A 25,784-nucleotide genomic window follows, 5' to 3' on the forward strand; every position below is an offset into this window, starting at 1 on the left:
AATTCACCGGCCGAGCATACGGGGGAGCTAGAGATGGACGACCGGGCAGGTCAGGGTGCGGGTGATGCCGTCCACTTGCTGGACTTTCGCGACCACCATGCGGCCGAGCTCATCGACCGTCTCGGCCTGGGCGCGCACGATCACGTCGTAGGGGCCCGTGACGTCCTCCGCCTGTATCACTCCGGGAAGCTTGGCGATGACGTCGGCCACGGCCGAGGCCTTGCCGACCTCGGTCTGGATCAGGATGTACGCCTGTACCACGGAACCTCCAGGGCGGCTACGAGGATCATGTGGAGAGAAGGGACGCCACGGTACCGCGTCGTCATGCGGCGCGGGGAGACCCGCGCGGGGAGCGCGGCGCGGCGGGCAAGCGGCCACGAGCACGAAGGGGCGATGGGATGAAGGGCACCGTGGGCGAGTTGGGGGAGTTCGGGCTCATCAGAGAGCTCACGTCCCGGCTCACCAGCACCCCGGCGGTGAGGCTGGGTCCGGGTGACGACGCCGCGGTCGTGGCCGCGCCCGACCGGAGGGTCGTGGCCAGTACGGACCTCCTGCTGGAGGGCCGGCACTTCCGCCGGGACTGGTCCACCGCCTATGACGTGGGCCGTAAGGCCGCGGCCCAGAACCTGGCCGACATCGCGGCGATGGGCGCGGTGCCGACCGCCCTGCTGCTCGGCCTGGTCGTCCCCGCCGATCTCCCGGTGACCTGGCCGACCGAGCTGATGGACGGCATCCGCGACGAATGCCAGGTGGCGGGCGCGGCCGTGGTCGGCGGCGATGTGGTGCGCGGGGAGACCATCACCGTCGCGATCACCGCACTGGGTGATCTGCGCAACCACGAACCGGTCACCCGATCCGGTGCCCAGCCCGGCGACGTTGTCGCCGTCACCGGCTGGCTGGGCTGGTCGGCGGCCGGGCACGCGGTACTCTCCCGCGGCTTCCGCTCGCCGCGGGCCTTCGTCGAGGCGCACCGCCGGCCGGAGCCGCCGTACCACGCCGGGCCCGCCGCCGCCGGGCTCGGCGCGACCGCGATGACCGATGTGAGCGACGGACTGGTGGCCGACCTCGGGCATATCGCGGAGGCCAGCAAGGTCCGCATCGATCTGCGCTCGGGGGACATCGACATCCCCACGCAGATGTCGGACATCGGCCAGGCGGTGGGCGTCGATCCGCTGCAGTGGGTGCTCAGCGGGGGAGAGGACCACGCGATCGTGGCCACCTTCCCGCCCGACGCCAAGCTGCCGGCCCGCTGGAAGGTGATCGGCGAGGTGCTGAACCCCTCGGCGCTGCCCCAGGTGACGGTGGACGGAGCTCCCTGGACACACGGGGGCTGGGACCACTTCGGCGACGGTAAGGGCGCCGAGTAGACGGTAAGGACGCCGGGCGGGGGCGCCGGGTGAGACGGTGAGGGCGCCGAGCAGACGATAAGGGCGCCGCGTGGGGGCGCCGGGAGGGCCGGGTAGATTCGGCCATATGGCCATACCTCCCCGTGTCCCCCGCCCCTCCCAGGACGACTCGGCACCCGTGCGCGTGCTCACCGTCGCCGGATCGGACTCCGGCGGCGGTGCGGGCATCCAGGCCGATCTGAAGACGATGCTGGCCCTGGGCGGCCACGGCATGAGCGTGATCACCGCGGTGACGGCGCAGAACTCACTGGGCGTCCAGGGCGCCTGGGAGCTGCCCGCCGAGGCCGTGCGCGCCCAGTTCCGCAGCGTGGTCGACGACATCGGCGTCCAGGCGGTCAAGACCGGCATGCTGGCGACCGCCGAACTGGTCGAGACCGTCGCCGCGCTGCTGGCGGACCTCTCCGTGCCGGTGGTCGTCGATCCGGTCGGGGTCTCCAAGCACGGCGATCCGCTGCTGGCCGCCGAGGCGCTCGACGCGGTCCGTACGAAGCTGTTGCCGACCGCGACCGTCGCCACGCCCAACCTGGACGAGGTGGCCCAGCTCACCGGCGTCCGGGTGGAGACGGAGGGCGACCAGCGGCGGGCGGCCGGGGCGGTGCTGGCCCATGGACCGCGCTGGGCGCTGATCAAGGGCGGCCATCTGCCCGGCGACGAGGCGGTGGACCTGCTCACGGACGGCACCGAGGAGCACTGGTTGCGGGCGCCCCGCCACGACAACCGCCATACGCACGGCACGGGGTGCACCCTCGCGGCGGCGATCGCCACGTATCTGGCGGGCGGGTACGAGGTTCCCCAGGCTGTCACGGCGGCCAAGGACTACGTCACGGGCGCCATCGCGGCAGGCTTCCCCCTGGGCGCGGGGATCGGACCGGTCGACCACGGCTGGCCGCGCTAGCGACTACAGGGGTCCGGGTCTTCCGGCCGGGGGGTGCCTCCCAGCGGTGCCCGGGGGAACCGAGCCGGAAAACACGGAGCCGGTCCACACCAGTGGTGGACCGGCTCAGGCGACCGGATCCCGCTCCAGCGGGGAGGCCGGGCGACTAGCGCGAGACCTTGCCGGCCTTGATGCACGAGGTGCAGACGTTGAGCCGCTTCGGGGTGCGACCGACCACAGCGCGCACCGTCTGGATGTTGGGGTTCCAACGACGGCGGGTGCGGCGGTGCGAGTGCGAGATGTTGTTGCCGAAGCCCGGCCCCTTGCCGCAGACGTCGCAGTTGGCAGCCACGGGTTACTCCAAAGACGGGTCAGCCTCGCTTCCCGCGAGGAGACAGGACACTTGACGGATGCCCCGGGCGTTGCCTGGATCGTGGAGGATCGGCGGCGCCTGGGGGAATGGCCCGATTCGCATCGGGCAACCGGAGCAGCATACAACGGCCACTCCCGTACAACGAAACTATCATGGCTGGCCCGGCCCCCGCCGAGGGCGGCGACTACCCTGCGATGACGCGCCGCCCGACCCCGCCCCAGCAGCCTCCGAGGAGGACGTTACGTGCCGCACACGCTCGACGCCGATGCGGTACGGATGTGGTGCGGGCTGGCGCTGGACGCGCTGGGCCGGGCCCGCGCGGACATCGACGCGATCAATGTCTATCCGGTCGCGGACGGGGACACCGGCACCAATCTGTATCTGACCGTCGAGTCCGCCGCCCAGGCCGTCGACGCCGCCTTCAACGGCCACGCCGCCTCGGCCGCCGCCTCCCGTCCCACCCTCGCCGATGTGGTGCGCGCGATGGCCCATGGCGCCCTGATCGGCGCGCGGGGCAACTCCGGCACGATCCTGGCGCAGCTGCTGCGCGGTATGGCGGACGTCCTGGCGGACGGCCAGGCGCCGGGAGACGGGGATGAAGGCGGAGGCAAAGGCGGCGACGGGGACGCTCCCGCCGTCGGCCGGGGCGAGGCCGATGACCTGCGCCGAGCGCTGCGGCGCGCGGTCGACCTCGCCTATCTGGCCGTCGCGCACCCCGTGGAAGGCACCGTCCTTACGGTCGCCGTGGCCGCCGCCGAGGGCGCGGAGCGCGCCACGGGCGACATCGCCACCGTGGCCCGCGCGGCCTACGAGGGCGCCCGTGCGGCGCTCCAGGCCACCCCCGGCCAGCTCGACGTCCTCGGCCGCGCGGGGGTGGTCGACGCGGGCGGCTACGGCCTGGTGACGGTCCTGGGCGGGCTCGCCGAGGCCCTGTCGGGCGAGGCCCCCGCCGCGCTCGCGCCGGTCCGGCCCCGCCGTGGCATCCGCCCGCCCGCGGCGGCCGACGGACACGACCCCGCGGGCTGCCCCGCCGACGGCGCCCCGGATGGCGGACCCGCCTTCGAGGTGATCTACCTCCTGGAGGCCGACGACACGGCCGTGACCGCCCTGAGGAAGCGGCTGGACGCCCTCGGCGACTCCCTGGTGATCGTCGGCGGGGACGGTCTGTGGAATGTGCATGTGCACGTGGACGACGCGGGGGCGGCCGTGGAGGCGGGTATCCAGGCCGGGCGCCCGTACCGGGTCCGGATCACCCACTTCGGCGGCGCCGCCGTCCGTAAGGCGGGCGCCGACGGTCCGGACCGGCCGGACCCGGCCGTCGTCCTGCCGGACCAGCCCGGCTCCCAGGGCCCCACCGGTGCCCCGCGCGCCGAGCGCGCGGGCCGCGCCGTGGTCGCCGTCGTCCCCGGCGACGGCCTCGCCGCACTGTGCGCCGAGGCCGGCGCGACCGCGGTCGCCACCCGCCCCGACGAGCCGCCCGCCAGCGGCGAGCTGGTCGACGCGATCCGCCGGACCGACGCCCGGGAGGTCGTACTGCTGCCGAACGGCACCGAGCTGCACCACACGGCCGCCGCCGCGGCGGCCCAGGCCCGCGCCGAGGGCGTACGGGCCGCGGTGATCCCCACCCGCTCCGCCGTCCAGGGCATCGCCGCGCTCGCCGTCCACGAGCCCGGCCGCAGCTTCGACGAGGACGTGGTCGCCATGACCTCGGCCGCCGGCGCCACCCGCTACGCGGAACTGGCCGTCGCCGAACACCAGTCCTGGACCATGGCCGGGGTGTGCCAGGCCGGGGACGTCCTGGGCATGATCGACGGTGATGTGGCGGTGATCGGCTCGGAGCTGGCCGCGACCGCCGAGACGGTGCTGGACCGGATGCTGGCGTCGGGCGGCGAGATGGTCACCCTGGTGCTCGGCGCGGGCCTTCCGGACGAGGTCGCCGAACGGCTGGAACGCCATGTGCGGGAGGGGCACTTCGCCGTCGACACGGTCGTTTACCACGGCGGTCAGCCCACCGCACCGCTGATCATAGGCATCGAATGAGCCCAAGGCATCGAACGCGCCCGAGGCGTCGAAGAGGCATCGAACGAGCCCGGCGCCCGGCCCCGGCCGCTGCATCATCCCGCTTGTCGGTCCCGTGGTGTGCAATGGACGGGTGCCCGTGCTGGATGAACCCCTGAAGAAGGTCCTGGGCGGCAACACCGCGAAGGTGATGGCCGACCATCTCGACCTGCACACCGTCGGCGATCTGCTGCACCACTACCCGAGGCGGTACGCAGAGCGCGGTGAGCTGACCCGGCTGTCCGATCTGCCCCTGGACGAGCATGTGACCGTCGTGGCGCAGGTCGCCGACGCCCGGGTGCACACGTTCAACGGCGGCCGGGGCCGGCGGCTGGAGGTCACCATCACCGACGGCAGCGGCCGCCTCCAGCTGGTCTTCTTCGGCAAGGGCGTCCACAAGCCGAAGGCGGAGCTCCAGCCCGGCACCCGCGCGATGTTCGCCGGGAAGGTCTCGGTCTTCAACCGCAAGCGGCAGCTGGCCCACCCGGAGTTCAAGACGCTGGGCGCGGAGAGCGGCGCGGACGCCGTGGAGGCGTTCGCCAACCAGCTGCTGCCGCTGTACCCGGCGTGCAAGCAGATGGAGTCCTGGCAGATCCAGCAGGCCGTCGACACCGTGCTGGGTCCGGTGGGCCACGAGGAGGCCGCGCTGGCCGGGCTCGTCGACCCGCTGCCCGAGAGCCTCCGCGAGGGCCGGGGGCTGGCCACGCTTCCCGAGGCGCTGCGCCAGATCCACCGACCGCGCACCAAGACCGATATCGCCAGGGCCCGGGACCGTCTGAAGTGGGACGAGGCGTTCGTCCTGCAAGTGGCGCTCGCCCGGCGGCGGCGGGCCGACGCCCAGCTGCCCGCGGCGCCCCGCAAGCCCGCCCCGGACGGGCTGCTGACCGCCTTCGACGCCCGGCTGCCCTTCACCCTCACCGAGGGTCAGCGCCGGGTCAGCGAGGAGATCTTCGCCGACCTCGCCACCGAGCACCCCATGCACCGGCTGCTCCAGGGCGAGGTCGGCTCGGGGAAGACCATGGTCGCGTTGCGCGCGATGCTCGGCGTGGTGGACGCCGGGGGACAGGCGGCGATGCTCGCGCCCACGGAGGTGCTCGCCCAGCAGCACCACCGCTCGATCACGGAGATGATGGGCGAGCTGGCCGAGGGGGGCATGCTGGGCGGTGCGGAGCGGGGCACCAAGGTGGTGCTGCTCACGGGCTCGATGGGCGCCGCGGCCCGCCGCCAGGCGCTGTTGGACCTGGTCACCGGCGAGGCGGGGATCGTGATCGGCACCCATGCCCTGATCGAGGACAAGGTCCAGTTCCACGACCTGGGTCTGGTGGTCGTCGACGAGCAGCACCGCTTCGGGGTCGAGCAGCGCGACGCGCTGCGCTCCAAGGGCAAGCAGCCCCCGCATCTGCTGGTGATGACGGCCACCCCGATCCCGCGCACCGTCGCCATGACCGTCTTCGGCGACCTGGAGACCTCCGTCCTGGACCAGTTGCCCTCGGGCCGTTCCCCGATCGCCTCCCATGTGGTGCCCGCCAAGGACAAGCCGCACTTCCTGACCCGCGCCTGGGAGCGGGTGCGCGAGGAGGTGGCCGCCGGGCACCAGGCGTACGTGGTGTGCCCCCGGATCGGGGACGAGGAGGACGAGTCCAAGGCGGCGAAGGACAAGAGCCCCGAGGACGATGCCGAGAAGCGGCCGCCGCTGGCCGTGGTCGACGTCGCCGAGCAGCTCACCAAGGGCCCGCTGCGCGATCTGCGGGTGGAGGTGCTGCACGGGCGGATGCCGCCCGAGGCCAAGGACGAGGTGATGCGCCGCTTCGCCGCGGGTGAGGTGGACGTCCTGGTGGCCACGACCGTCATCGAGGTCGGGGTCAACGTCCCCAACGCCACCGCCATGGTGATCATGGACGCCGACCGGTTCGGCGTCTCCCAGCTGCACCAGCTGCGCGGCCGGGTCGGCCGTGGCTCGGCCGCCGGGCTGTGTCTGCTGGTGACCGACATGCCCGAGGGCAGCCCCGCACGGGCGCGGCTGGGCGCGGTCGCGGCCACGCTCGACGGCTTCGAGCTGTCCCGGATCGACCTGGAGCAGCGCCGGGAGGGCGATGTGCTCGGCCAGGCCCAGTCCGGGGTCCGCTCCTCGCTGCGGGTGCTGGCCGTCATCGACGACGAGGAGGTCATCGCGGCGGCCCGGGAGGAGGCCGCCACGATCGTCGCCGCCGATCCGGAGCTGGCCGGATACCCGGAGCTGCGGACCGCGCTGGACGCCCTGCTGGACAAGGAGCGCGAGGAGTTCCTCGACAAGGGCTGAGCCCGCGTCTCGACAGGGGCTGAGCCCGCAGGGGGAGCGCGCGGCCACCGCCCGCCGCCGGACGCCATATCGTGGAGGTGCGGCGGCCTGCCCGGACGGGCGGGGTGCGCCGCTGCCCCGACCACCGCGAAGGACTGCCACCACCCATGACCCGCGTGATCGCCGGAGCGGCCGGCGGCCGCCGCCTGGCCGTGCCGCCGGGAAACGGCACCCGACCCACCTCGGACCGGGCGCGAGAGGGCCTGTTCTCCACCTGGGAGTCGCTGCTCGGCTCGCTGGACGGGACCCGCGTCCTCGACCTGTACGGCGGCTCCGGCGCGGTCGGCCTGGAGGCGCTGTCCCGCGGCGCCGCCCATGTGCTGCTGGTCGAGTCCGACCCGCGGGCGGCCCGTACGATCCGGCAGAACGTCCGGGCGCTCGGTCTGCCCGGCGCGGAGCTGCGCACCGGCCGGGCCGAACAGACCATCGCCGGACAGGCCCCCGTCACCGGTCCGTACGACGTCGTTTTCCTGGATCCGCCGTACGCGGTCACCGACGGCGAAATCCGGGAGATCCTGCTCACACTCCTGGGGAAGGGCTGGCTCGCTCCGGACGCGCTGGCCACCGTTGAGCGCAGCACACGAGGCGGGGAATTCGGGTGGCCGGCCGGATTTGAGGGGCTGCGGGCCCGTCGCTACGGCGAGGGGACGCTTTGGTACGGTCGCGCCGCCTCGACGTGCGAGAACGCGTCATGACCGGACCCGAGAGCGAGGAACTTCCGTTGCGCCGCGCAGTCTGTCCGGGGTCGTTCGACCCCGTCACCAATGGACACCTCGACATCATCGCCCGTGCCTCCAAGCTCTATGACGTCGTGCACGTCGCCGTGATGATCAATAAGTCCAAGCAGGGCCTGTTCACGGTGGAGGAGCGGATGGACCTCCTCCGCAAGACCACCGAGGAGTACGGAAACGTTCAGGTGGAGTCCTTCCACGGGCTCCTCGTCGACTTCTGCAAGCAGCGGGACATCCCCGCGATCGTCAAGGGGCTGCGGGCCGTCAGCGACTTCGACTACGAGCTCCAGATGGCCCAGATGAACAACGGCCTCTCCGGCGTGGAGACGCTGTTCGTGCCCACCAACCCCACCTACAGTTTCCTGTCCTCCAGCCTGGTCAAGGAGGTCGCGGCCTGGGGCGGTGACGTCTCCCACCTGGTGCCCCCGGTGGTCCTGGAGGCCCTCTCCGAGCGGCTCGGCAGGAAGTAGCGGCCGGCGGGGCCGGCTGACGGGGCGTCAGTGGCTGTCGGGAAGAGGCCCGCTGGCCGTACAGTCGTCCCGTTCGTTGTCCTCCGTTCCCATCCGCATCCAGAGAGTCTGCGAGCACCCACAGTGGACGTGCAGAAGAAGCTCGACGAGATCGTCGACACCGTCGGCAGCGCCCGGTCCATGCCCATGTCGGCCTCGTGCGTGCTCAACCGCGCCGAGCTGCTCGCCATGCTGGAAGAGGTGCGCGCGGCCCTCCCGGACTCCCTGGCCCACGCCCAGGAGCTGATCGGCGGCCGGGACCAGATGGTCGAGGAGGCCCGCCGGGAGGCCGAGCGGATCATCGAGTCCGCGCACGCCGAGCGCACCTCGCTGATCTCGGACACCGAGCTGGTGCGCAAGTCCCAGGCGGAGGCCGACCGGATCCTCGCCGAGGCCCGCCGGGAGGCCGAGGAGATCCGCGTCGAGGCCGACGACTACGTCGACAGCAAGCTGGCCAACTTCGAGGTCGTGCTCACCAAGACGATCGGCTCGGTCGACCGCGGCCGGGAGAAGCTGCTCGGCCGCGCCCCCGGCGGCGAGGACGGCCTCGGGCACCCCGAGGAGGGGCCGGAGCGCAGCGCCGACCCGGCGACCCTGCGGCAGCGCGCCGACGAGTACGTGGACACCAAGCTCGGGGCCGTCTCGGCGGTCCTCGTCAAGACCCTGGAGGCGGTGGGCCGGGGCCGCCAGAAGCTGCTCGGCGCCCGGCCCATCGATGAGCTCGGCGCCCATATGGCGGCCCAGGACGAGGCGGGCATGGCCCTGCGGACCACCGACGACGACTATCTGGCGGACCTGGCCCAGTCCCAGGCGGCCGTCGCCCAGCCGGTCGCCCAGCCCGACCAGGCCGCCGCCGACGCCGCGTACTACGCCGCCACCGCGGGCTACCAGCAGCAGGACGCGTACGGCTACCCGCAGCAGGGCTACGTCCCGCAGCAGGACCCCTACGCCGCGCAGGGCGGCTATCAGCAGGACGCCTACGCCTGGCAGCAGCAGGCCCAGGCCCAGGGCTACGATCCGAACGCGGGCTACGCCGTCCCCCAGCAGCACCAGCACCAGCACCATCAGCAGCACGAGCAGCAGCACCAGCATCATCAGCAGCAGCCGGGGGCCACGCTCGACGAGACCAGCCTCTTCGACACGAGCATGATCGACCTCGATCAGCTCCGCCAGTACGAGCAGGGCCGGTAGCGCCCGTCCCCACCGGGCGGATTGGGTCTACGGCGGCCCGTCCAGTATCCTGGCTCTTCGGTCGCGCGTACGTCCGCGATCTCGGCTGCCCGTTTCGTAGCAGGTGATCGGGCGGTCCGCCGCAGCGTAGAAAGCAGGAAGCCCTGAACGCCCGCCTCGACCACCGCGCCCCTCTCGTGTTCGACACGCGTGAGCTGGGCCGCCGTCCCGGTGCGCTCAAAAGGGTCTCCCGTTCCGTGGCGGCCCCGAAGGACCTCGGCATCGAGGTCATCGGGGTGCGGGAGGGCGCGACCGTGGAGCTGGACCTCCGCCTGGAGTCGGTCATGGAAGGGGTGCTTGTCACAGGCACCGCCCGTGCGCCGCTGACGGGGGAGTGCGTAAGGTGTCTGGAGCCGCTGGAGCGAGAGCTCGAAGTGGACTTCCAGGAGATGTACTCCTACCCCGACGCCGACGACCGGAGCCGCCACGCGGACACCGGCGACGACGCCGAGGAGGAGGACATGCTCTTCCTCGAGGCCGACCTGTTCGACCTCGAGCCCGTGCTGCGCGACGCGGTGGTGCTCGCACTGCCGCTGCAGCCGGTGTGCCGGGAGGACTGCCCGGGGCTGTGTGCCGACTGCGGCGCGCGGCTCGCGGACGACCCGGACCACCACCACGACGCCACCGACATCCGTTGGGCGGCACTGCAGGGACTCGCCGAGACCATCAGGGACGGCGAGAAGGACAACGCACCCCGCGAGCGCGGGGATGACTCACAGGAGAAGTAGCCGTGGCTGTTCCGAAGCGGAAGATGTCGCGCAGCAACACGCGCCACCGCCGGTCGCAGTGGAAGGCTGCGGTCCCCACCCTGGTGGCGTGCGAGCGCTGCCACGAGCCGAAGCAGCAGCACATCGCGTGCCCGAGCTGCGGCACCTACAACCGCCGCCAGGTCCTCGAGGTCTGATCGGCGGGTGACAGGCTCTATGTCAGACGCCACTACGCCCCCGCGCAAGCGCGGTGAAGCGTCCCAGGCGGACACGGCCTCGTCCCACACGATCCTGGAAGGGCGGCTCGGGTACCAGCTCGAGTCCGCCCTTCTGGTGCGTGCGCTGACCCACCGCTCCTTCGCGTACGAGAACGGCGGGCTGCCCACCAACGAGCGGCTGGAATTCCTCGGGGATTCGGTGCTCGGCCTGGTGGTCACCGACACGCTGTACCGCATCCACCCCGACCTGCCCGAGGGCCAGCTGGCCAAGCTGCGGGCCGCGGTGGTCAACTCGCGCGCGCTCGCGGAAGTGGGCCGCGGCCTCGACCTCGGCGCCTTCATCCGGCTCGGCCGGGGCGAAGAGGGCACGGGCGGCAGGGACAAGGCTTCCATCCTCGCCGACACCCTTGAAGCGGTGATCGGAGCGGTCTATCTCGACCGGGGACTCGACGCCGCGGCGGAGCTGGTGCACCGGCTCTTCGACCCGCTGATCGAGAAGTCCTCGAACCTCGGCGCCGGCCTGGACTGGAAGACCAGCCTCCAGGAGCTGACCGCCACCGAGGGTCTCGGGGTCCCGGAGTACCTGGTCTCCGAGACCGGGCCGGACCACGAGAAGACCTTCACGGCTGCCGCCCGCGTCGGTGGTGTCGCGTACGGCACCGGCACCGGCCGCAGCAAGAAGGAAGCCGAGCAGCAGGCGGCCGAGGCCGCCTGGCGCGCGATCCGCGCGGCTGCCGACGAGGCCCAGGCGAAGGCCAAGGAGGCCGACGCCACAACCACGGCCACGGCGGCGGACGGCGGAGCCGCCGCCGACACGGCCTCCACGGCACGCTGATCGCCCTTCCGACCCCTACCGCACCGTCCGCACGTCCGTAACGCCTCTCCCCGCCCCCGTGGCGGACGGCCCGCCCGGCCGTTCCGCCCGGGGGCGGTGAGGGCTCAAGGCCAAGGAGGCCCCCGTTGCCCGAGTTGCCCGAGGTCGAGGTGGTCCGCCGCGGACTGGAGCGCTGGGTCAGCGGCCGTACGGTCGCCGAGGTCCAGGTGCTGCACCCCCGCGCGGTCCGTCGCCACCTCGGCGGCCCGGAGGACTTCGCGGCCCGCCTCAGGGGCCGCCGCACCGGGACCGTCCGCCGCCGCGGCAAGTACCTGTGGCTGCCGTTCGACGACGACGGCGCCGCCGCCGAGTCCGTCCTGGCCCATCTCGGGATGAGCGGGCAGCTGCTGGTCCAGCCCGCCGAGGCCCCCGACGAGAAGCATCTGCGCATCCGGGTCCGCTTCGCCGACGACGCGGGCACCGAGCTGCGCTTCGTCGACCAGCGCACCTTCGGCGGACTCTCCCTGCACAACACCGTCCCCGGCGACCTGGAGGGACGGCCGGACGTCATCGCGCACATCGCGCGCGACCCGCTGGACCCCGCCTTCGACGAGGCGGCCTTCCACACCGCGCTGCGCCGCCGTCGCACCACGATCAAGCGCGCCCTGCTGGACCAGTCGCTGATCAGCGGGGTCGGCAACATCTACGCCGACGAGGCGCTGTGGCGCGCCCGGCTGCACTACGACCGGCCCACGGCCACCCTCACCCGCCCGCGCAGCGCCGAACTCCTCGGCCATGTGCGCGAGGTGATGACCGCGGCGCTGGCCGTCGGCGGCACCAGCTTCGACAGCCTCTATGTCAATGTGAACGGCGAGTCGGGGTACTTCGAGCGCTCCCTGGACGCGTACGGCCGGGAGGACGAGCCGTGCCGCCGCTGCGGCACCGCGCTGCGCCGCCGCCCCTGGATGAACCGCTCCAGCTACTTCTGCCCGCGCTGTCAGCGCCCGCCGCGCCCGGCCACCGCGGCCCGTCCGGCATCCCGCCCGGCCGCCGCACCGCTTTCGGCGCGCGCCGCGTCGTAGCGCTCCCGGGCCGTGAGCACCTCGGGCATCCGGTCCTCGACCAGATTGATCAGGGCCAGCAGCCGCTCGGCGATCGCGCCGCCCAGCGGGGTCAGCCGGTAGTCCACCCGCGGGGGGTTGGTCGGCTGCGCCTCGCGGTGCACCAGGCCGTCGCGCTCCAGCGCCTGGAGCGTCTGGGACAGCATCTTCTCGCTGACGCCGTCGACCCGCCGCCGCAGCTCGTTGAAGCGGAAGGTGCCCTCGCGGAGCGCGCCCAGGATGAGGCCGCCCCATTTGCCGGTGACATGCTCCAGCGTGCCGCGCGAGGGGCAGGCGCGGGCGAACACGTCGAAGGCCAGGTCCGCCACGTCCGCCGTGGAGGACACATCGCCGGTGCGTTCACTGTCCATGACGACACCATACGCGCCCTCAGCGCTGACTTAAGGGGAGCGCTTTCGGCTGGTGAGCATGCTGGGACGGCCGCTGCATGGGTTCAGTAGCCGAAGTCCTGGGTCCACCAGGGCCCGCCGGTGCCGAAGTGCGCGCCGACGCCCATCCGCTTGAACGAGCAGTTGAGGATGTTGGCGCGGTGGCCGGAACTGTTCATCCAGGAGTCCATCACGGCCTGTGCGTCCGACTGGCCGCGGGCGATGTTCTCCCCGCCCAGGTCCAGGATGCCCGCGCTCTCGGCGCGGTCCCAGGGGCTGTCGCCGTCGGGGTTGATGTGGTCGAAGAACTGCCGCAGGGACATGTCCTCGCTGAAGTCCTCGGCCAGCTGGGCGAGTTGGGGATCGGCCGTCACGGGGGCGCAGCCGGTCCGCTCGCGCTCCTCGTTGACGAGCGCGAGGACCTCCGCCTCCGCGGCGGTCTCCGCGCCGGCCGACTCCGCCGGGGGCGCGGACGCGGTCGGCTCCGTCGTGGGCGTACGGGACGGGGCCCCGCCCCCGCCCTTCGAGCCGCCCTCGCCGTCGTCGCCGGATCGGCCGGTCCCGGAGGACCCCGGCTGCCCCGAGGGCGTGGCGGACGGCGTCCCGGAGGGTTTGGGCGTCTTGGAGGGAGTCGTGGAGGGTATGGGAGAGCGGTCGTCGGCACGGCCGGCCGGTGCCGTGCTGCGTCCCGTGGGGGCCGCGGACTGCGAGCCCTGCGTCTCCAGCCCTGCCGGGGGGCCGCCCGCCTGCACCTGTCCGGCGGAGTCATTGCCCCCGCCCAGCTTGTAGTCGCCTCCGGGAACCAGTCCGGAGGCCATCGCCACCGCGCCGACCGCGACAGCGGCGGACACGCCCAACAGTCCGGTCCGGACCGGAGCGAGCGGGCCCCGCTGCGGTCCCCGGTGGCGGCCTGCGGCGGCCGTCTGCGCCGCGGTACCGGGGGCAGATCGTCGATGGCGGCCCATCTCCTGCCTTCCTTGTGAGCTCGGCGTCAAGGGTCACTCGAAATGTGTCACTCGTGTGCGCGAGTCATGTACCACTCGTGTGGGTGAGGCTCGTTGAGCCGGGACTGTACGCCATTCGGGCCCCAACGCGCGTGTCCCGTGGGCAAATCGACGGCTTAGCGGCTGCTCGCGCGGGGGGTTAGCGTTCGCGTATGAACGAGAGAGTCCGCCTCACCGTGTGGGTCCGTGGCCGCGTCCAGGGCGTCGGCTTCCGCTGGTACACCCGGGCCAACGCACTGCGCATCGGGGGCCTCGTCGGCTTTGCCTCCAACCTCGCCGACGGGCGGGTGCAGGTGGTCGCGGAGGGCCCGCGCGCGGAATGCGAACAGCTGCTCGAATGGCTTCGGGACGGCGACACGCCGGGGCGCGTCGAGGGAATCACCGAGATCTGGGACACACCGCGCGGTGGCTACGACACCTTCGAGATCCGTTGATCAACTCACCGGAGGCACCCTCCGCGACACCCCGCCGACCATGCCTTCCGTGCGCACGGTGAGCGGAAACGGGCTGATGGTTGCCAACGGCGCCGCTCCGTGGAAGGCTGCGGAGTCACGGAAGATCCCCTGACCGCCACGGACCCTCCGCAGAGGGCTCGCACAGTCCGCCGCCGGTGTGCTATCGACCCCCGCGGCCCCGTCGGCGTGTGATCGTGTTGACCCTCAAACCAATTGGTGAGACGCTGGAAGCCCCGCGCACCTTAACTGTTTGCCGCGCAGCACGGTAGTAATTCGGCAGGCATCGCGGGTGCAAATCCCTCACGACCCACACCGCTTCGGTCGGTCACTCATTGTGGAGGACCATCCATCATGGCAAAGGCGCTTCTCGGTTACGTCGGCGGCTCCGACCCCCGAGTCCTCGCCGAGATGCGACGGCTTCAGCAGCGCGTTCAGGATCTTGAATCCGAGCTTATCCGGATCCAGGCCGAGAACGACGCTCTGTCCGCCGCCGCTCGTCGCGACTCGCTGCTCGAAAGCATCGACGTATCCCAGGCGGAGCCTGCGCTCGCCTGACCCAGCCCTAGGGCCGGTCGGGCTGCATCGTCAGCCGCTTGAGAATCTTCAAGGGACGCCTCGGCGTCCCTTCGTCGTATCCCCGGTGCTGCCTCCGTGCCACCCTTACCGACTGATGTGCCCCTCTCTCCCAGCGGTGAAACCGATCATTGCTGAAACCGAGAAAAAGCCGGGACGGGCGCGCGGCGCCGCCTTCGCGGGACGGTGCCGGAGGAAGGGCGGCGGGTAGAGTCCAAAGGCGTGCATCTCAAGAGCCTGACCCTGCGAGGGTTCAAATCCTTCGCCTCCGCCACGACGCTCCGGTTCGAGCCGGGTATCACCTGCGTCGTCGGCCCCAATGGCTCGGGCAAGTCCAATGTCGTGGACGCCCTTTCCTGGGTCATGGGCGAACAGGGTGCCAAGTCCCTGCGCGGCGGGAAGATGGAGGACGTCATCTTCGCCGGGACCACCGGCCGTCCCCCGCTCGGCCGTGCCGAGGTCTCGCTCACCATCGACAACGCCGATGGCGCGCTGCCCATCGACTACGCCGAGGTCACCATCACGCGGATCATGTTCCGCAACGGCGGCAGCGAGTACCAGATCAACGGGGACACCTGCCGGCTGCTGGACATCCAGGAGCTGCTCTCCGACTCCGGTATCGGCCGTGAGATGCACGTCATCGTCGGGCAGGGCCAGCTCGACGGGGTGCTGCACGCCGACCCGACCGGCCGCCGCGCCTTCATCGAGGAGGCCGCGGGCGTCCTCAAGCACCGCAAGCGCAAGGAGAAGGCGCTGCGGAAACTGGACGCGATGCAGGCCAACCTCGCACGCGTCCAGGACCTCACCGACGAGCTGCGCCGCCAGCTCAAGCCGCTCGGCCGGCAGGCCGCGGTGGCCCGGCGGGCCGCCGTCATCCAGGCCGATCTGCGCGACGCCCGGCTGCGGCTGCTCGCCGACGACCTGGTGACCCTGCGCGAGGCGCTGCGGGCCGAGATCGCCGACGAGGCCGAACTCAAGCGGCGCAAGGAGGCCGCGGAGGACGAGCTGCGCGCCGCACAGCAGCGCGAGGCGGCGCTGGAGGAGCACGTGCGGCGGCTCGCGCCCCGGCTCCGGGACGCCCAGCAGACCTGGTACGAGCTCTCGCAGCTCGCCGAGCGGGTGCGCGGCACGATCAGCCTGGCGGACGCCCGGGTCAAGAGCGCCACCTCCGCCCCGGGGGAGGAGCGGCGCGGCCGCGACCCGGAGGACATGGAGCGCGAGGCGGCCCGCATCCGGGAGCAGGAGGCCGAGCTGGAGGCCGCCCTGGAGGCGGCGAGCCGGGCCCTGGAGGACACCGTGGCGCACCGGGCCGAGCTCGAGCGCAGCCTGGCGGAGGAGGAGCGCCGTCTCAAGGACGTGGCCCGCGCCATCGCCGACCGCCGCGAAGGGCTCGCCCGGCTGCAGGGTCAGGTGAACGCGGCCCGTGGCCGGGCCGGTTCGGCGCGCGCCGAGATCGAGCGGCTGGTCGCCTCCCGCGACGAGGCACAGACCCGGGCGGTCGCGGCGCAGGAGGAGTACGAGCAGCTCAAGGCGGAGGTCGACGGACTCGACGCGGATGACGTGGAACTGGCGCAGCGCCATGAGGCCGCGAAGCGCGAGCTGGCCGAGGCGGAGGCCGCGCTGAGCGCGGCCCGCGAGGCCGCCACGGCCGCCGAGCGCGAACGCGCCGCGACCTCCGCCCGCCATGACGCCCTCGCCCTCGGGCTGCGCCGTAAGGACGGCACGGGCGCCCTGCTGGCGGCCGCCGACCGCCTCGGCGGACTCCTGGGCCCCGCCGCCGAACTCCTCACCGTCACCCCGGGCTTCGAGGTCCCCGTCGCCGCGGCCCTGGGCGCCGCCGCCGACGCCATCGCCGTCACCGGCCCCCGTGCGGCGGCCGAGGCGATCCGCCTCCTGCGCGCCGACGACGCCGGCCGCGCCGCCCTCCTCCTGGCCCCGGCCGCCGCCTCCGACGGCCCGACCGCCGCCCCTGCCGCCGCCGCGCCGGGGCCGGGCGGCTCCGGTGAGCCGTCTCCCGGGCCCGACGGCGGGCCCGCTCCGGGTGACGGCCCCGACGTCGTGCCCGGGACGCGTGCCCCAAAGGGTCCGGCGGACGCCTTCCCGGGCGCGGGGGACGCCACGGCCGCGGCGCGGCCGGGTGCCTCGGCTACCGCTTTGGAGCCGGGCGTGCCGGGCACGTCGCGGCCCGCCGCCGAGCCGGCGGGGGAGCGGCCCGGCGCGGGTGAGGGCGGCCCCGTCGTACCGGGGACGCGCGTCGAGGGTGCCGGTCCGGTGTCCCCGGCCGGGGCGCCGGGCGCCGGCGTGGGCGTCGTCGCCGACACCGGCGAGGGGCGGGGGACGGGGGAGCCCTCCGTGGCGGTGCCGCGTCCCGCCGGAGAGGCGAGTCCGCCCGGGTCCGGCGCCACCGGGGGGACGGTGCGGGCGGTGGATCTGGTGGGCGGGCCCGCCGGGTTGGTGGCGGCCGTAAGGCGGCTGCTCGACGGCATGGTGGTGGTCAGGACCCTGGAGGAGGCCGAGGAACTCGTCGTGCTGCGGCCGGAGTTGACGGCCGTGACCGCCGAGGGCGATCTGCTCGGGGCGCACTTCGCGCAGGGCGGGTCCGCCGGGGCGCCCACGCTGCTGGAGGTGCAGGCGTCCGTCGACGAGGCGGCGGCGGAGCTCGAGCGGCTCGCCGTACGGTGTGCGGAGCTGGCCGCGGCGCAGCGCGCGGCGCAGGAGCGGCGGGCCGAGTGCCGGGAACTGGTCGAGGAGCTCGCGAGCCGGCGGAGCGCGGCGGACCGGGAGAAGTCGCGGGTCGCGCAGTCGCTGGGGCGGCTGGCGGGACAGGCCCGCGGGGCCGCCGGGGAGGCCGAGCGGACGGCCGCGGCCGTCGCCAGGGCCGAGGAGGCGCTGGAGCGGGCGACGGAGGAGGCGGAGGAGCTGGCCGAGCGGCTCGCCGTGGCGGAGGAGGAACCGGGCCAGGAGGAGCCGGACACCTCCGTACGGGACCGGCTGGCGGCCGACGGCGCCAACGCGCGGCAGACCGAGATGGAGGCGCGGCTCCAGGTCCGTACGCATGAGGAGCGTGTCAAGGGGCTCGCGGGGCGGGCCGACGCGCTCGACCGGGGCGCGCGCGCCGAGCGTGAGGCACGGGCGCGCGCCGAGCAGCGGCGCGCCCGGCTGCGCCACGAGGCGCGGGTGGCCTCCGCGGTGGCCGCCGGTGCCCGTCAGCTGCTGGCGCATGTCGAGGTGTCGCTGGAACGGGCCGGGCAGGAGCGGGACGCCGCGGAGCGCGCCAAGGCCGAGCGCGAACGGGAGCTGGACGCGGCCCGCGCCCAGGGCCGTGACCTCAAGAGCGAGCTGGACAAGCTGACCGACTCGGTGCACCGGGGTGAGGTGCTGGGCGCGGAGAAGCGGCTGCGGATCGAGCAGCTGGAGGCCAAGGCGCTGGAGGAGCTGGGCGTCGAACCGGCCGGGCTGATCGCCGAGTACGGCCCCGACCAGCTCGTCCCGCCGTCCCCGCCCGCCGAGGGCGAGGTGCTGCCCGAGGATCCCGAGCATCCGCGCAATCAGCCGGTGCGGTATGTGCGGGCGCAGCAGGAGAAGCGGCTGAAGGCCGCGGAGCGTGCGTACCAGCAGCTCGGCAAGGTCAATCCGCTGGCGCTGGAGGAGTTCGCGGCGCTGGAGGAGCGGCATCAGTTCCTGAGCGAGCAGCTGGAGGACCTCAAGAAGACCCGGGCCGATCTCCTTCAGGTGGTCAAGGAGGTCGACGAGCGGGTCGAGCAGGTCTTCACGGAGGCGTACCGGGACACCGCCCGCGAGTTCGAAGGGGTCTTCTCGCGGCTGTTCCCGGGGGGTGAGGGGCGGCTGGTGCTGACCGACCCCGAGCACATGCTGACCACGGGCGTGGATGTGGAGGCCCGGCCGCCGGGCAAGAAGGTCAAGCGGCTGTCGCTGCTGTCCGGCGGTGAGCGCTCGCTGACCGCCGTGGCCCTGCTGGTGTCCATCTTCAAGGCGCGGCCGAGCCCGTTCTACGTGATGGACGAGGTCGAGGCGGCGCTCGACGACACGAATCTGCAGCGGCTGATCCGGATCATGCAGGAGCTACAGGAGGCGTCCCAGCTGATCGTGATCACCCATCAGAAGCGGACGATGGAGGTCGCGGACGCGCTGTACGGCGTCTCCATGCAGGGTGACGGCGTCTCCAAGGTCATCAGCCAACGCTTGCGGTGACCGTTTCAACACTTGAAGTCAAGACATCAACCGGTGTGTCGGTGTGCTGGGGAGACTTCTTGGTCACACCCTATTGACTTCGAAACTTGAAGGAATAGTCTCTGCAACGTTGCTTTTACCTTCAAGTGGTGGTCGGCTCCTTCGCAGCCTCCGCTGGAAGGGCCAGCCATCCCCCCACGTCCGGCAGCGCTGCCGGACGGGCGTCAGGAGTTCACGTTGTCCACCACCGCGCAGGCGCAGGGAGCCGAGGGCCGCAAGGCCCAGCCGGATCACCTGGGCCATGTCATCTTCATCACCGCCGCCGCCGCGATGGGCGGATTCCTCTTCGGCTACGACAGCTCGGTGATCAACGGGGCGGTCGAAGCCATCCGCGACAAGTACGACATCGGCTCCGCGGCCCTCGCCCAGGTCGTGGCCATCGCCCTGATCGGCTCGGCCATCGGCGCCGCCACCGCGGGCCGGATAGCCGACCGGATCGGGCGCATCCGCGTCATGCAGATCGCCGCCGTCCTGTTCACGATCAGCGCGGTCGGCTCGGCACTGCCCTTCTCGCTGTGGGACCTGGCGATCTGGCGAGTGCTCGGCGGTATCGGCATCGGCATGGCCTCGGTGATCGGCCCGGCCTACATCGCCGAGGTCGCCCCGCCCGCCTACCGCGGCCGGCTCGCCTCGTTCCAGCAGGCCGCGATCGTCGTCGGCATCGCCGTCTCCCAGCTCGTCAACTGGGGCATCCTCAACCTCGCCGACGACGAACAGCGCGGCAAGGTCGCCGGGCTGGAGGCGTGGCAGTGGATGCTCGGCGTCATGGTGATCCCCGCCGTCGTCTACGGACTGCTGTCCTTCGCCATTCCCGAGTCGCCCCGCTACCTGATCTCCGTCGGCCGGACCGACCAGGCCAAGCAGGTCCTGGAGGAGGTCGAGGGCAAGAGCGTGGACCTCGATGTGCGGGTCGCCGAGATCGACCAGGCCATGCGCAGTGAGGAGAGGTCGACCTTCAAGGACCTCCTCGGCGGCCGGTTCGGGCTGCTGCCCATCGTCTGGATCGGCATCGGGCTCTCGGTCTTCCAGCAGCTCGTCGGCATCAACGTGGCCTTCTACTACTCCTCGACGCTGTGGCAGTCCGTCGGCGTCGACCCGAGCAGCTCGTTCTTCTACTCCTTCACCACGTCGATCATCAACATCCTCGGCACCGTGATCGCGATGGTCTTCGTCGACCGGATCGGCCGCAAGCCGCTCGCGCTCATCGGCTCCGTGGGCATGACGGTCTCCCTGGCCCTGGTGGCCTGGGCCTTCTCGGCGGACCTGGTCGACGGCAAGCTGCCGCACACCCAGGGCGTCCTGGCGCTGATCGCGGCCCACGCCTTCGTGCTCTTCTTCGCCCTCTCGTGGGGTGTGGTGGTCTGGGTCCTGCTCGGCGAGATGTTCCCGAACAAGATCCGCGCCGCCGCCCTCGGCGTCGCCGCCTCCGCCCAGTGGATCGCCAACTGGGCCATCACCGCCAGCTTCCCGAGCCTGTCGGACTGGAACCTGTCGGGTACGTACATCATGTACACGGCCTTCGCCCTGCTCTCGATCCCGTTCATCCTCAAGTGGGTGCCGGAGACCAAGGGCAAGGCGTTGGAGGAGATGGGCTAACCCCCCGCCGCCCACTCCTCGCATCAGGAGAACTGCCCCGCCTCAGTCCTTGAGGCGGGGCAGCACTCGTTCCGCGAACAGCCGCAGGGACCGCCAGCCCTCCTCCACCGGCATCCCCCCGCACAGCGGATGGAGCACCAGGCTCGCCATGTCGCCGCCCTCCGCCGCGTACGCCACGCACTCCTCGGGGGTCACGATGCGGTAGACGCCCTCCCGGCGCAGCGCCGTCACGTCCTCCGCGCGCGAGCGCACCGCCGAGCGCACCGTGCCCCGCTGCCAGGACGCGTACCTGCGCGCCTCGTACAGCAGATGCGTGCCGTACCGCGCCCAGGCCCGCTCCGGGTCCTCGGACAGGTGCAGCAGCGGGGTGACCGCCGGGGGCATCAGGCACCAGCCCTCGGTGCCGTACTCCACCCGCCGCGCGTGGTAGTACGCCTCCAGCTCCGGCAGATGCGCGCTCGGGAAGAACGGCAGGCCGAGCCGGGCCGCGCGGCGCGCCGCGACCCGCGAGCTGCCGCCGACCAGCAGCGGCGGATGCGGCCGGGTGTACGGGCGCGGGGTGATCCGGACGGTGCGGCCCCGGTAGTCGAAGGGCTCGCCCGTCCAGGCCGCGAGCAGCGTCTCCAGCGCCTCGTCCTGTAGCGCGCCGCGCCCCTTCCAGTCCTTGCCGTGGGCCGCGTACTCCTCCGGCCGGTAGCCGATCCCCGCCACCGTGACCAGCCGCCCGCCGCCGGCCAGATCCAGCACGGCGAGGTCCTCGGCGAGCCGCAGCGGGTCGTACAGCGGCACGATCAGCGCCGAGACGGTGACGGTGATCCGGCGGGTGGCGCCCAGCAGCGCGCCCGCGAAGGCCAGCGGGGCGGGCAGCCAGTTGTCGGGGGACCCGTGGTGCTCCTCGGTCTGAAGCGTGGAGACGCCCCGCTCATCGGCGAAGGCCGCCATCTCCAGGGCGGCGCGGTACCGCTCGGCCAGGCTGCGCGGGGTCGCGTCGGGATCGACGAGGTTGAGGCGTACGACCGTGACGGGCATGGCGGATGTCCTCCTTCGCGCGGAACTTCGTCGCGGAACGGGGTCGCGGAAGCGGCAGCCGGACCGTAGCTGACGCATCGTCAAATAGCCACCTACGTGGGCCGTTCGGCCCATCGCACGGGCGCGGCCGGGACGGATGACTCATGCGCCTGGGACGCGGGGCGGCCGATCGTAAGGACCGGCCCGCCACCTGGGCCACAGCCCGCATACGCCATCCGAGGAGGGGCGCGTGACGATCAGCACGGGGGAATCACTCATCACCGCGGCCGACATCGACGACCTCATCATCCGGGTCCGGCAGACCGCCGGCGACCCCGGATACCTGGAATCCGCCAAGACCGCGCTCTTCTCCGGCGCCGGCCCGGCCCCCGACACCGCGCGGCTCATCCGGCAGCGGCTGCTGGTGACCGCCCTGCGCCACGGGGGCGCGCTGCTGGCCAAGCTGCTCAGCCGGCTCAGCCCCCGCGAGACCGCGATGGTGCGCCGCTACGCACACCGGCTCGCCAACTTCCTGGACACGCTCCAGGTCTGGGCGGCGCAGCCCATCATGCTCGCCCTGATGCGGTTCGGACTGCCTTACGGAGAGGCGGAGACCATCGCCGTCGCCGTTCTGCTGCTCGTGTGGTGAGAGCCCGCCCCTCGGCACCGCCGCCGGTCGATACGGAACGGGGGTGCTAGGAGGTCACCGGTTCGGGTGGGCCGGGGCGGTCGCGCACTTCACGGCCGTGACGGCGGGTAGGGCTCGGGGCAAACACAAGGAGAACGCCCATGCGCCCTACCCGAATCCGCACGGCGATCGCACTCGGCATGAGCGCCGGGGCCGTCGCGTGGACCGCGGCCGCCTTCCCCGCCACCGCCTCCTCCCAGACCACCGCATCCGACGACGCCTGGCGGGAGGCGGGGCACTACGACACCACCGTGGCCTGCCGGCGCGCGGGCGAGGCCGGCGTCCGGCGGCACACCTGGGACGAGTACAAGTGCCGCCCCGGCCGCGGTGACAACGACGTCACGCTGTGGGCCAAGGGCGGCGGCTCCGGCGCCGGCGGGGCGCGTCCCCTCGCCACCGGGCCGGCCGCCGGCTGAGATGCGGCATGCCGCGCTGCCGAAGGACCGGGCCGTGCGGGCCGCGGGCGGGGCTTCGGCACTGATCGTGGTGGTCCTGGCCGGGTGGGTGGCCGGACTGCTGAGGGTCGACGACCAGTGGGCCGCGCTCGCCTACCCACGCCCCCGGGGCGCCACCGTGCTGACCAGGGTCGCCGTGGGCGTCCCGGTGCTGGGCGTCGGAGTGCTGCTGCTGGCCGAGCGCTCGGCCCGGCGCTACGGCGGCGTCCTGCTGGTGGCCGGCGGCCTGTGGCTGCTGCCCTCGGCCGCGGCCGGGCTGCTGGGCCTGGCCGACCTGGGCACGACCGGCGCCGTGGTGTCCCTGCTGCTCGCCGCCGCCAAGATGGCCTGCCGCCCGCTGACCGTCCTGCTGCTGCCGCTGTGGCTGTTCCCACGGGGCGGACCGGCCGGCGAGCCGAAGGACGCGCCGGCCGGCCCCGGAGGTGGTGAGGCACCGGTGCCGGCACCGGACCGGAGCGCCCGGAGGCGAGCCGACCGCCGAGGGGCCCGGCGGTGGCAGTGGTGGGCGATCAGCGTGGTCGCGTCCGGCTACTGGCTGGGGTACGCGGCGCTGTGGCTGATCAGCGAGCCCCTGGTGGGCTCGGTGCCCAACCCGGCGTTCCGCACCGCGGCCGGTCAGTGGGCCTTCGACCATCTGGATGCCTACGCCGCGGCCGAGACCTGGGTACTGCGCACCGTCGCCGCCGCCGTGACCGCCGCCCTGTGCTGCCGCGCCGCCGTCTCCCGCGGTGCCGAGCGGCGCGACTGGGCACTGCTCGCCGCCGCCTACCCCGCCTGCGTCTCGCTCCTGCTGTCCCAGTGGGGCGAGGGCGTGCCCACGATCGTGGCCCGCACGGCCGGCAGCGCCGTATGGGCCGCCGCGATCTGCCTCGGCGTCGCCCGCACCGGCATCTGGCGGCTGGACCGCTCCACCAGCCACCGCCTCGCCCGAGCCTTCGTGCTCACCTCACTGGCCGCGGTGGTGGTCTGCACGGTCGTCGCCGTCCAGGCCGGACTCCCCTCCGTACGGAGCGGGGCCACCACCGTCACCGCCGGGTGCGCCCTGGTGCTGGGCTGGGGGCTGCGGCCGAGCGCCCGCCGGCTCACCCGCTGCGTCGAGCGCGCCTTCTACGGGCCCCGGGCCCGCCCGCACGAGGCCGTGAGCGCCCTGGCCGTACGGCTCCAGCAGGCCCCGCACCCGGGCGAGGTGCCCCAGCAGATCTGCCGCAGCGCCGTGGAGGACCTCGGCGTCTCGGGCGCCGCCGTCAGCGTCGACACCCGCGCCGGACCCCGGCGGCTGGCCTCCGCCGGGGCCCCGCTGACCGGCCCGGTCCAGACGTTCCTGCTGCGCCACCACGGCCGCACCGTCGGCCGCCTGGAGGTCTCCCGCGACGGTTCCGGCACCCCGGCCGGACGCGACAGCGGGCTGCTCTCCCTCCTCGCCGACCAGGCCGCCCCCGCGCTCGCCGCGCTGCGCCTGGCCGAGGAGGCCCAGGCCGCCCGGGAACGGCTGGTGCTCGCCCGCGAACAGGAGCGCCGCCGGCTGCGCCGGGAGATCCACGACGGACTCGGCCCGCAGCTGGCCGCCGTAAGGCTGCGTCTGGACATCGCGCAGACCTCCTGTCCGCCCGGTCACCCCGCCACCCCTCAGCTGTGCGAGGCGGCCGAGACCCTTGCCGAGGCCCTGGTCGAGGTGCGGCGCATCACCGCGGGCCTGGCCCCGGCCGCGCTGGCCGAGCGCGGGCTGGCCGGCGCGGTCCGGGACCTGGCGCACCGGCTGGGCGTCGACGGGCTGCGAGTGAGCGTGGCCAGCCGCCCGGCCGCGCTGCCCCCGCTGTCGCCCGGTGTCGAGACGGCCGCGTACCGGATCGCGGCGGAGTCGCTGACCAACGCCGTACGACACGCTCGGGCGCGCCAGGTGAGCGTCGAGCTGACCGCGGGCCCGGACACCCTGGAGGTCAAGGTCACCGACGACGGAAGCGGGCTGCGCGAGACCGCGGTGCCGGGTGTGGGCCTGGCCTCGGTCACCGAACGGGCCGAGGAGATCGGCGGCTCCTGCTCGGTGACCGGATCGGCGACCGGCACGGTGGTGCACGCGGTGCTGCCGCTCGCCGGGCCGGGCGAGCACGGCAACCCCGAGGAGCGCCGCGAGCCCACCGGGCACGAGGCGTGCCGGGCGCTCATCGCGTCGAGGACGTCCGAGGACGCGCCGACGCAACCCGAGCCGATGAAACCCGAGCCGATGAAACCCGCGCCGGCGCAATCCGAGCCGACGAGACCCACGTCGACGCATCCCACGTCGACGCAACCCAAGGAGAGGACAGCGGGTGACAGCGGTCGTGGAACCTCCGCAGTGGCGGGTACTGCTGGTGGACGACCATCCCCTCTTCCGCGAGGGGCTGGCCGCCGCCGTCAACCTCGATGACGCGTTCGCCGTCGTCGGGCAGGCGGCCTGCGCGGACGGGGCGATAGCCGAGGCCGTGCGCACCGGCCCGGATCTGGTGGTCATGGACCTCGGGCTGCCCGGCCGGTCCGGTCTGGAGGCGACCCGGCGGATCCTGTGCGATCACCCCGAGACCCGGGTGCTGGTCATGACGATGTCCGAGGACGACGACAGCCTGCTGGCCGCCGTGCGGGCCGGGGCGCGCGGCTATCTCCTCAAGGGCGCGGGCCGGGACGAGATCCTGCGCGCGCTGCACACCGTGGCGCGCGGCGGCGCGGTCTTCAGCCCGCGGATGGCCGAACGGCTCGGGGTGCTGCTCGGCGCGTCCGGCTCCGCGTCCGCCAAGGAGGCGTTCCCGACCCTGACCGCCCGCGAGCGCGAGGTGCTGGACCTGCTCGCAGCCGGACTCGGCTACCGCCAGATCGCCCAGCGGCTGGTGGTCACCGACAAGACGGTGCGCAACCACGTCGGCTCGATCTTCGCCAAGCTTCAGGTGCACGACCGCGCCCAGGCGATCGTGCGCGCCCGGCAGGCCGGGCTGGGAGGCGAATGACTCGCTTCCCCTCGTGGCTGATACTGGGGGCG

The 25,784-nt window shown here is 73.1% G+C and carries 23 protein-coding genes and 1 pseudogene; 19 read left to right on the forward strand and 5 right to left on the reverse strand.

The annotated features are described in order from the left end of the window. Window positions 1–27: 27 nt before the first annotated feature. Window positions 28–261, reverse strand: coding sequence for an Lrp/AsnC family transcriptional regulator (locus N6H00_RS28255; protein WP_268974635.1), 234 nt, complete (start codon window positions 259–261; stop codon window positions 28–30). 137 nt (window positions 262–398) lie between these two features. Here N6H00_RS28255 and N6H00_RS28260 point away from each other — a divergent pair, with 137 nt between their 5' ends. Together N6H00_RS28260 and thiD are read left to right on the forward strand one after the other, a co-directional pair. After that, the gene (locus tag N6H00_RS28260; RefSeq protein WP_268974636.1) at window positions 399–1,367 is read left to right on the forward strand and encodes a thiamine-phosphate kinase; all 969 of its coding nucleotides are present in this window, start codon (window positions 399–401) and stop codon (window positions 1,365–1,367) included. Window positions 1,368–1,473: 106 nt separating this feature from the next. After that, window positions 1,474–2,301 carry a bifunctional hydroxymethylpyrimidine kinase/phosphomethylpyrimidine kinase gene (gene thiD / locus N6H00_RS28265; protein WP_268974637.1) on the forward strand — a complete coding sequence of 276 codons (828 nt, stop codon included), beginning with the start codon at window positions 1,474–1,476 and terminating at the stop codon, window positions 2,299–2,301. Window positions 2,302–2,521: 220 nt separating this feature from the next. On the opposite strand, the pseudogene rpmB reads toward thiD, so the two are convergent. Beyond that, window positions 2,522–2,632 (reverse strand): annotated as a pseudogene (gene rpmB, locus N6H00_RS40605) (50S ribosomal protein L28); the annotation flags it as partial. A 264-nt stretch (window positions 2,633–2,896) separates the two neighbouring features. Between rpmB and N6H00_RS28275 the strand changes: the two are divergent. The 9 genes from N6H00_RS28275 (at window position 2,897) to mutM (ending at window position 12,340) form a co-directional block, all read left to right on the forward strand. Beyond that, entirely contained in the window at window positions 2,897–4,693 is a 1,797-nt protein-coding gene (locus N6H00_RS28275; protein WP_268974638.1) for a DAK2 domain-containing protein, read from the forward strand. 169 nt (window positions 4,694–4,862) lie between these two features. Continuing rightward, the gene (gene recG / locus N6H00_RS28280; RefSeq protein ID WP_268977145.1) at window positions 4,863–7,010 is read left to right on the forward strand and encodes an ATP-dependent DNA helicase RecG; all 2,148 of its coding nucleotides are present in this window, start codon (window positions 4,863–4,865) and stop codon (window positions 7,008–7,010) included. 146 nt (window positions 7,011–7,156) lie between these two features. Then, entirely contained in the window at window positions 7,157–7,744 is a 588-nt protein-coding gene (gene rsmD, locus N6H00_RS28285) for a 16S rRNA (guanine(966)-N(2))-methyltransferase RsmD (protein ID WP_268974639.1), read from the forward strand. Further along, the gene (gene coaD / locus N6H00_RS28290; protein ID WP_268974640.1) at window positions 7,741–8,250 is read left to right on the forward strand and encodes a pantetheine-phosphate adenylyltransferase; all 510 of its coding nucleotides are present in this window, start codon (window positions 7,741–7,743) and stop codon (window positions 8,248–8,250) included. Before rsmD ends, coaD begins: the two co-directional genes overlap by 4 nt. A gap of 123 nt (window positions 8,251–8,373) precedes the next feature. Continuing rightward, window positions 8,374–9,480, forward strand: coding sequence for a cell division initiation protein (locus tag N6H00_RS28295; protein WP_268974641.1), 1,107 nt, complete (start codon window positions 8,374–8,376; stop codon window positions 9,478–9,480). Between the two features lie 176 nt (window positions 9,481–9,656). Then, a complete protein-coding gene (locus tag N6H00_RS28300; RefSeq protein ID WP_268974642.1) occupies window positions 9,657–10,247 on the forward strand; it encodes a YceD family protein in 591 nt (196 codons plus the stop codon). A 2-nt stretch (window positions 10,248–10,249) separates the two neighbouring features. After that, window positions 10,250–10,423, forward strand: coding sequence for a 50S ribosomal protein L32 (gene rpmF / locus N6H00_RS28305; RefSeq protein WP_009714764.1), 174 nt, complete (start codon window positions 10,250–10,252; stop codon window positions 10,421–10,423). 19 nt (window positions 10,424–10,442) lie between these two features. Further along, entirely contained in the window at window positions 10,443–11,279 is an 837-nt protein-coding gene (rnc, locus tag N6H00_RS28310) for a ribonuclease III (protein ID WP_268974643.1), read from the forward strand. 125 nt (window positions 11,280–11,404) lie between these two features. Continuing rightward, window positions 11,405–12,340: a bifunctional DNA-formamidopyrimidine glycosylase/DNA-(apurinic or apyrimidinic site) lyase gene (gene mutM / locus N6H00_RS28315; protein ID WP_268974644.1), complete on the forward strand. Its 936-nt coding sequence runs from the start codon at window positions 11,405–11,407 to the stop codon at window positions 12,338–12,340. On the opposite strand, the gene N6H00_RS28320 is transcribed toward mutM, so the two are convergent. Then, a complete protein-coding gene (locus N6H00_RS28320; protein WP_268974645.1) occupies window positions 12,256–12,729 on the reverse strand; it encodes a winged helix-turn-helix transcriptional regulator in 474 nt (157 codons plus the stop codon). The two genes, mutM and N6H00_RS28320, sit on opposite strands and share 85 nt — an antisense overlap. An 83-nt stretch (window positions 12,730–12,812) precedes the next feature. Beyond that, complete coding sequence (locus N6H00_RS28325; RefSeq protein WP_443073060.1) at window positions 12,813–13,712, reverse strand: CAP domain-containing protein; 900 nt, start codon at window positions 13,710–13,712, stop codon at window positions 12,813–12,815. 191 nt (window positions 13,713–13,903) lie between these two features. Between N6H00_RS28325 and N6H00_RS28330 the strand changes: the two genes are divergently transcribed. From N6H00_RS28330 to N6H00_RS28345, 4 genes are all read left to right on the forward strand, one after another. Beyond that, window positions 13,904–14,185 carry an acylphosphatase gene (locus N6H00_RS28330; RefSeq protein ID WP_268974647.1) on the forward strand — a complete coding sequence of 94 codons (282 nt, stop codon included), beginning with the start codon at window positions 13,904–13,906 and terminating at the stop codon, window positions 14,183–14,185. Between the two features lie 372 nt (window positions 14,186–14,557). Next, complete coding sequence (locus N6H00_RS28335; protein ID WP_268974648.1) at window positions 14,558–14,761, forward strand: hypothetical protein; 204 nt, start codon at window positions 14,558–14,560, stop codon at window positions 14,759–14,761. Between the two features lie 240 nt (window positions 14,762–15,001). Further along, a complete protein-coding gene (locus N6H00_RS28340) occupies window positions 15,002–18,991 on the forward strand; it encodes an AAA family ATPase (RefSeq protein WP_268974649.1) in 3,990 nt (1,329 codons plus the stop codon). A 216-nt stretch (window positions 18,992–19,207) separates the two neighbouring features. Next, the gene (locus N6H00_RS28345; protein WP_268974650.1) at window positions 19,208–20,626 is read left to right on the forward strand and encodes a sugar porter family MFS transporter; all 1,419 of its coding nucleotides are present in this window, start codon (window positions 19,208–19,210) and stop codon (window positions 20,624–20,626) included. 42 nt (window positions 20,627–20,668) lie between these two features. On the opposite strand, the gene N6H00_RS28350 is transcribed toward N6H00_RS28345, so the two are convergent. Further along, window positions 20,669–21,655: an LLM class flavin-dependent oxidoreductase gene (locus N6H00_RS28350; protein ID WP_268974651.1), complete on the reverse strand. Its 987-nt coding sequence runs from the start codon at window positions 21,653–21,655 to the stop codon at window positions 20,669–20,671. Between the two features lie 229 nt (window positions 21,656–21,884). Here N6H00_RS28350 and N6H00_RS28355 point away from each other — a divergent pair, with 229 nt between their 5' ends. The 4 genes from N6H00_RS28355 to N6H00_RS28370 all read left to right on the forward strand — a co-directional run bounded on the left by N6H00_RS28355 (window position 21,885) and on the right by N6H00_RS28370 (window position 25,752). Then, window positions 21,885–22,283, forward strand: a complete 399-nt coding sequence (locus N6H00_RS28355) for a hypothetical protein (RefSeq protein ID WP_268974652.1) — start codon at window positions 21,885–21,887, stop codon at window positions 22,281–22,283. Between the two features lie 140 nt (window positions 22,284–22,423). Next, complete coding sequence (locus tag N6H00_RS28360) at window positions 22,424–22,738, forward strand: hypothetical protein (protein ID WP_268974653.1); 315 nt, start codon at window positions 22,424–22,426, stop codon at window positions 22,736–22,738. Between the two features lies 1 nt (window position 22,739). Next, window positions 22,740–25,181 (forward strand): sensor histidine kinase, encoded by a 2,442-nt coding sequence (locus N6H00_RS28365; RefSeq protein WP_268974654.1) that lies wholly within the window; start codon window positions 22,740–22,742, stop codon window positions 25,179–25,181. Then, window positions 25,084–25,752: a response regulator gene (locus tag N6H00_RS28370; protein ID WP_268974655.1), complete on the forward strand. Its 669-nt coding sequence runs from the start codon at window positions 25,084–25,086 to the stop codon at window positions 25,750–25,752. Before N6H00_RS28365 ends, N6H00_RS28370 begins: the two co-directional genes overlap by 98 nt. Window positions 25,753–25,784 lie beyond the last annotated feature (32 nt).

This window comes from Streptomyces sp. S465 (genome assembly GCF_026898115.1).
Classification (GTDB): Bacteria; Actinomycetota; Actinomycetes; order Streptomycetales; family Streptomycetaceae; genus Streptomyces; species Streptomyces luomodiensis.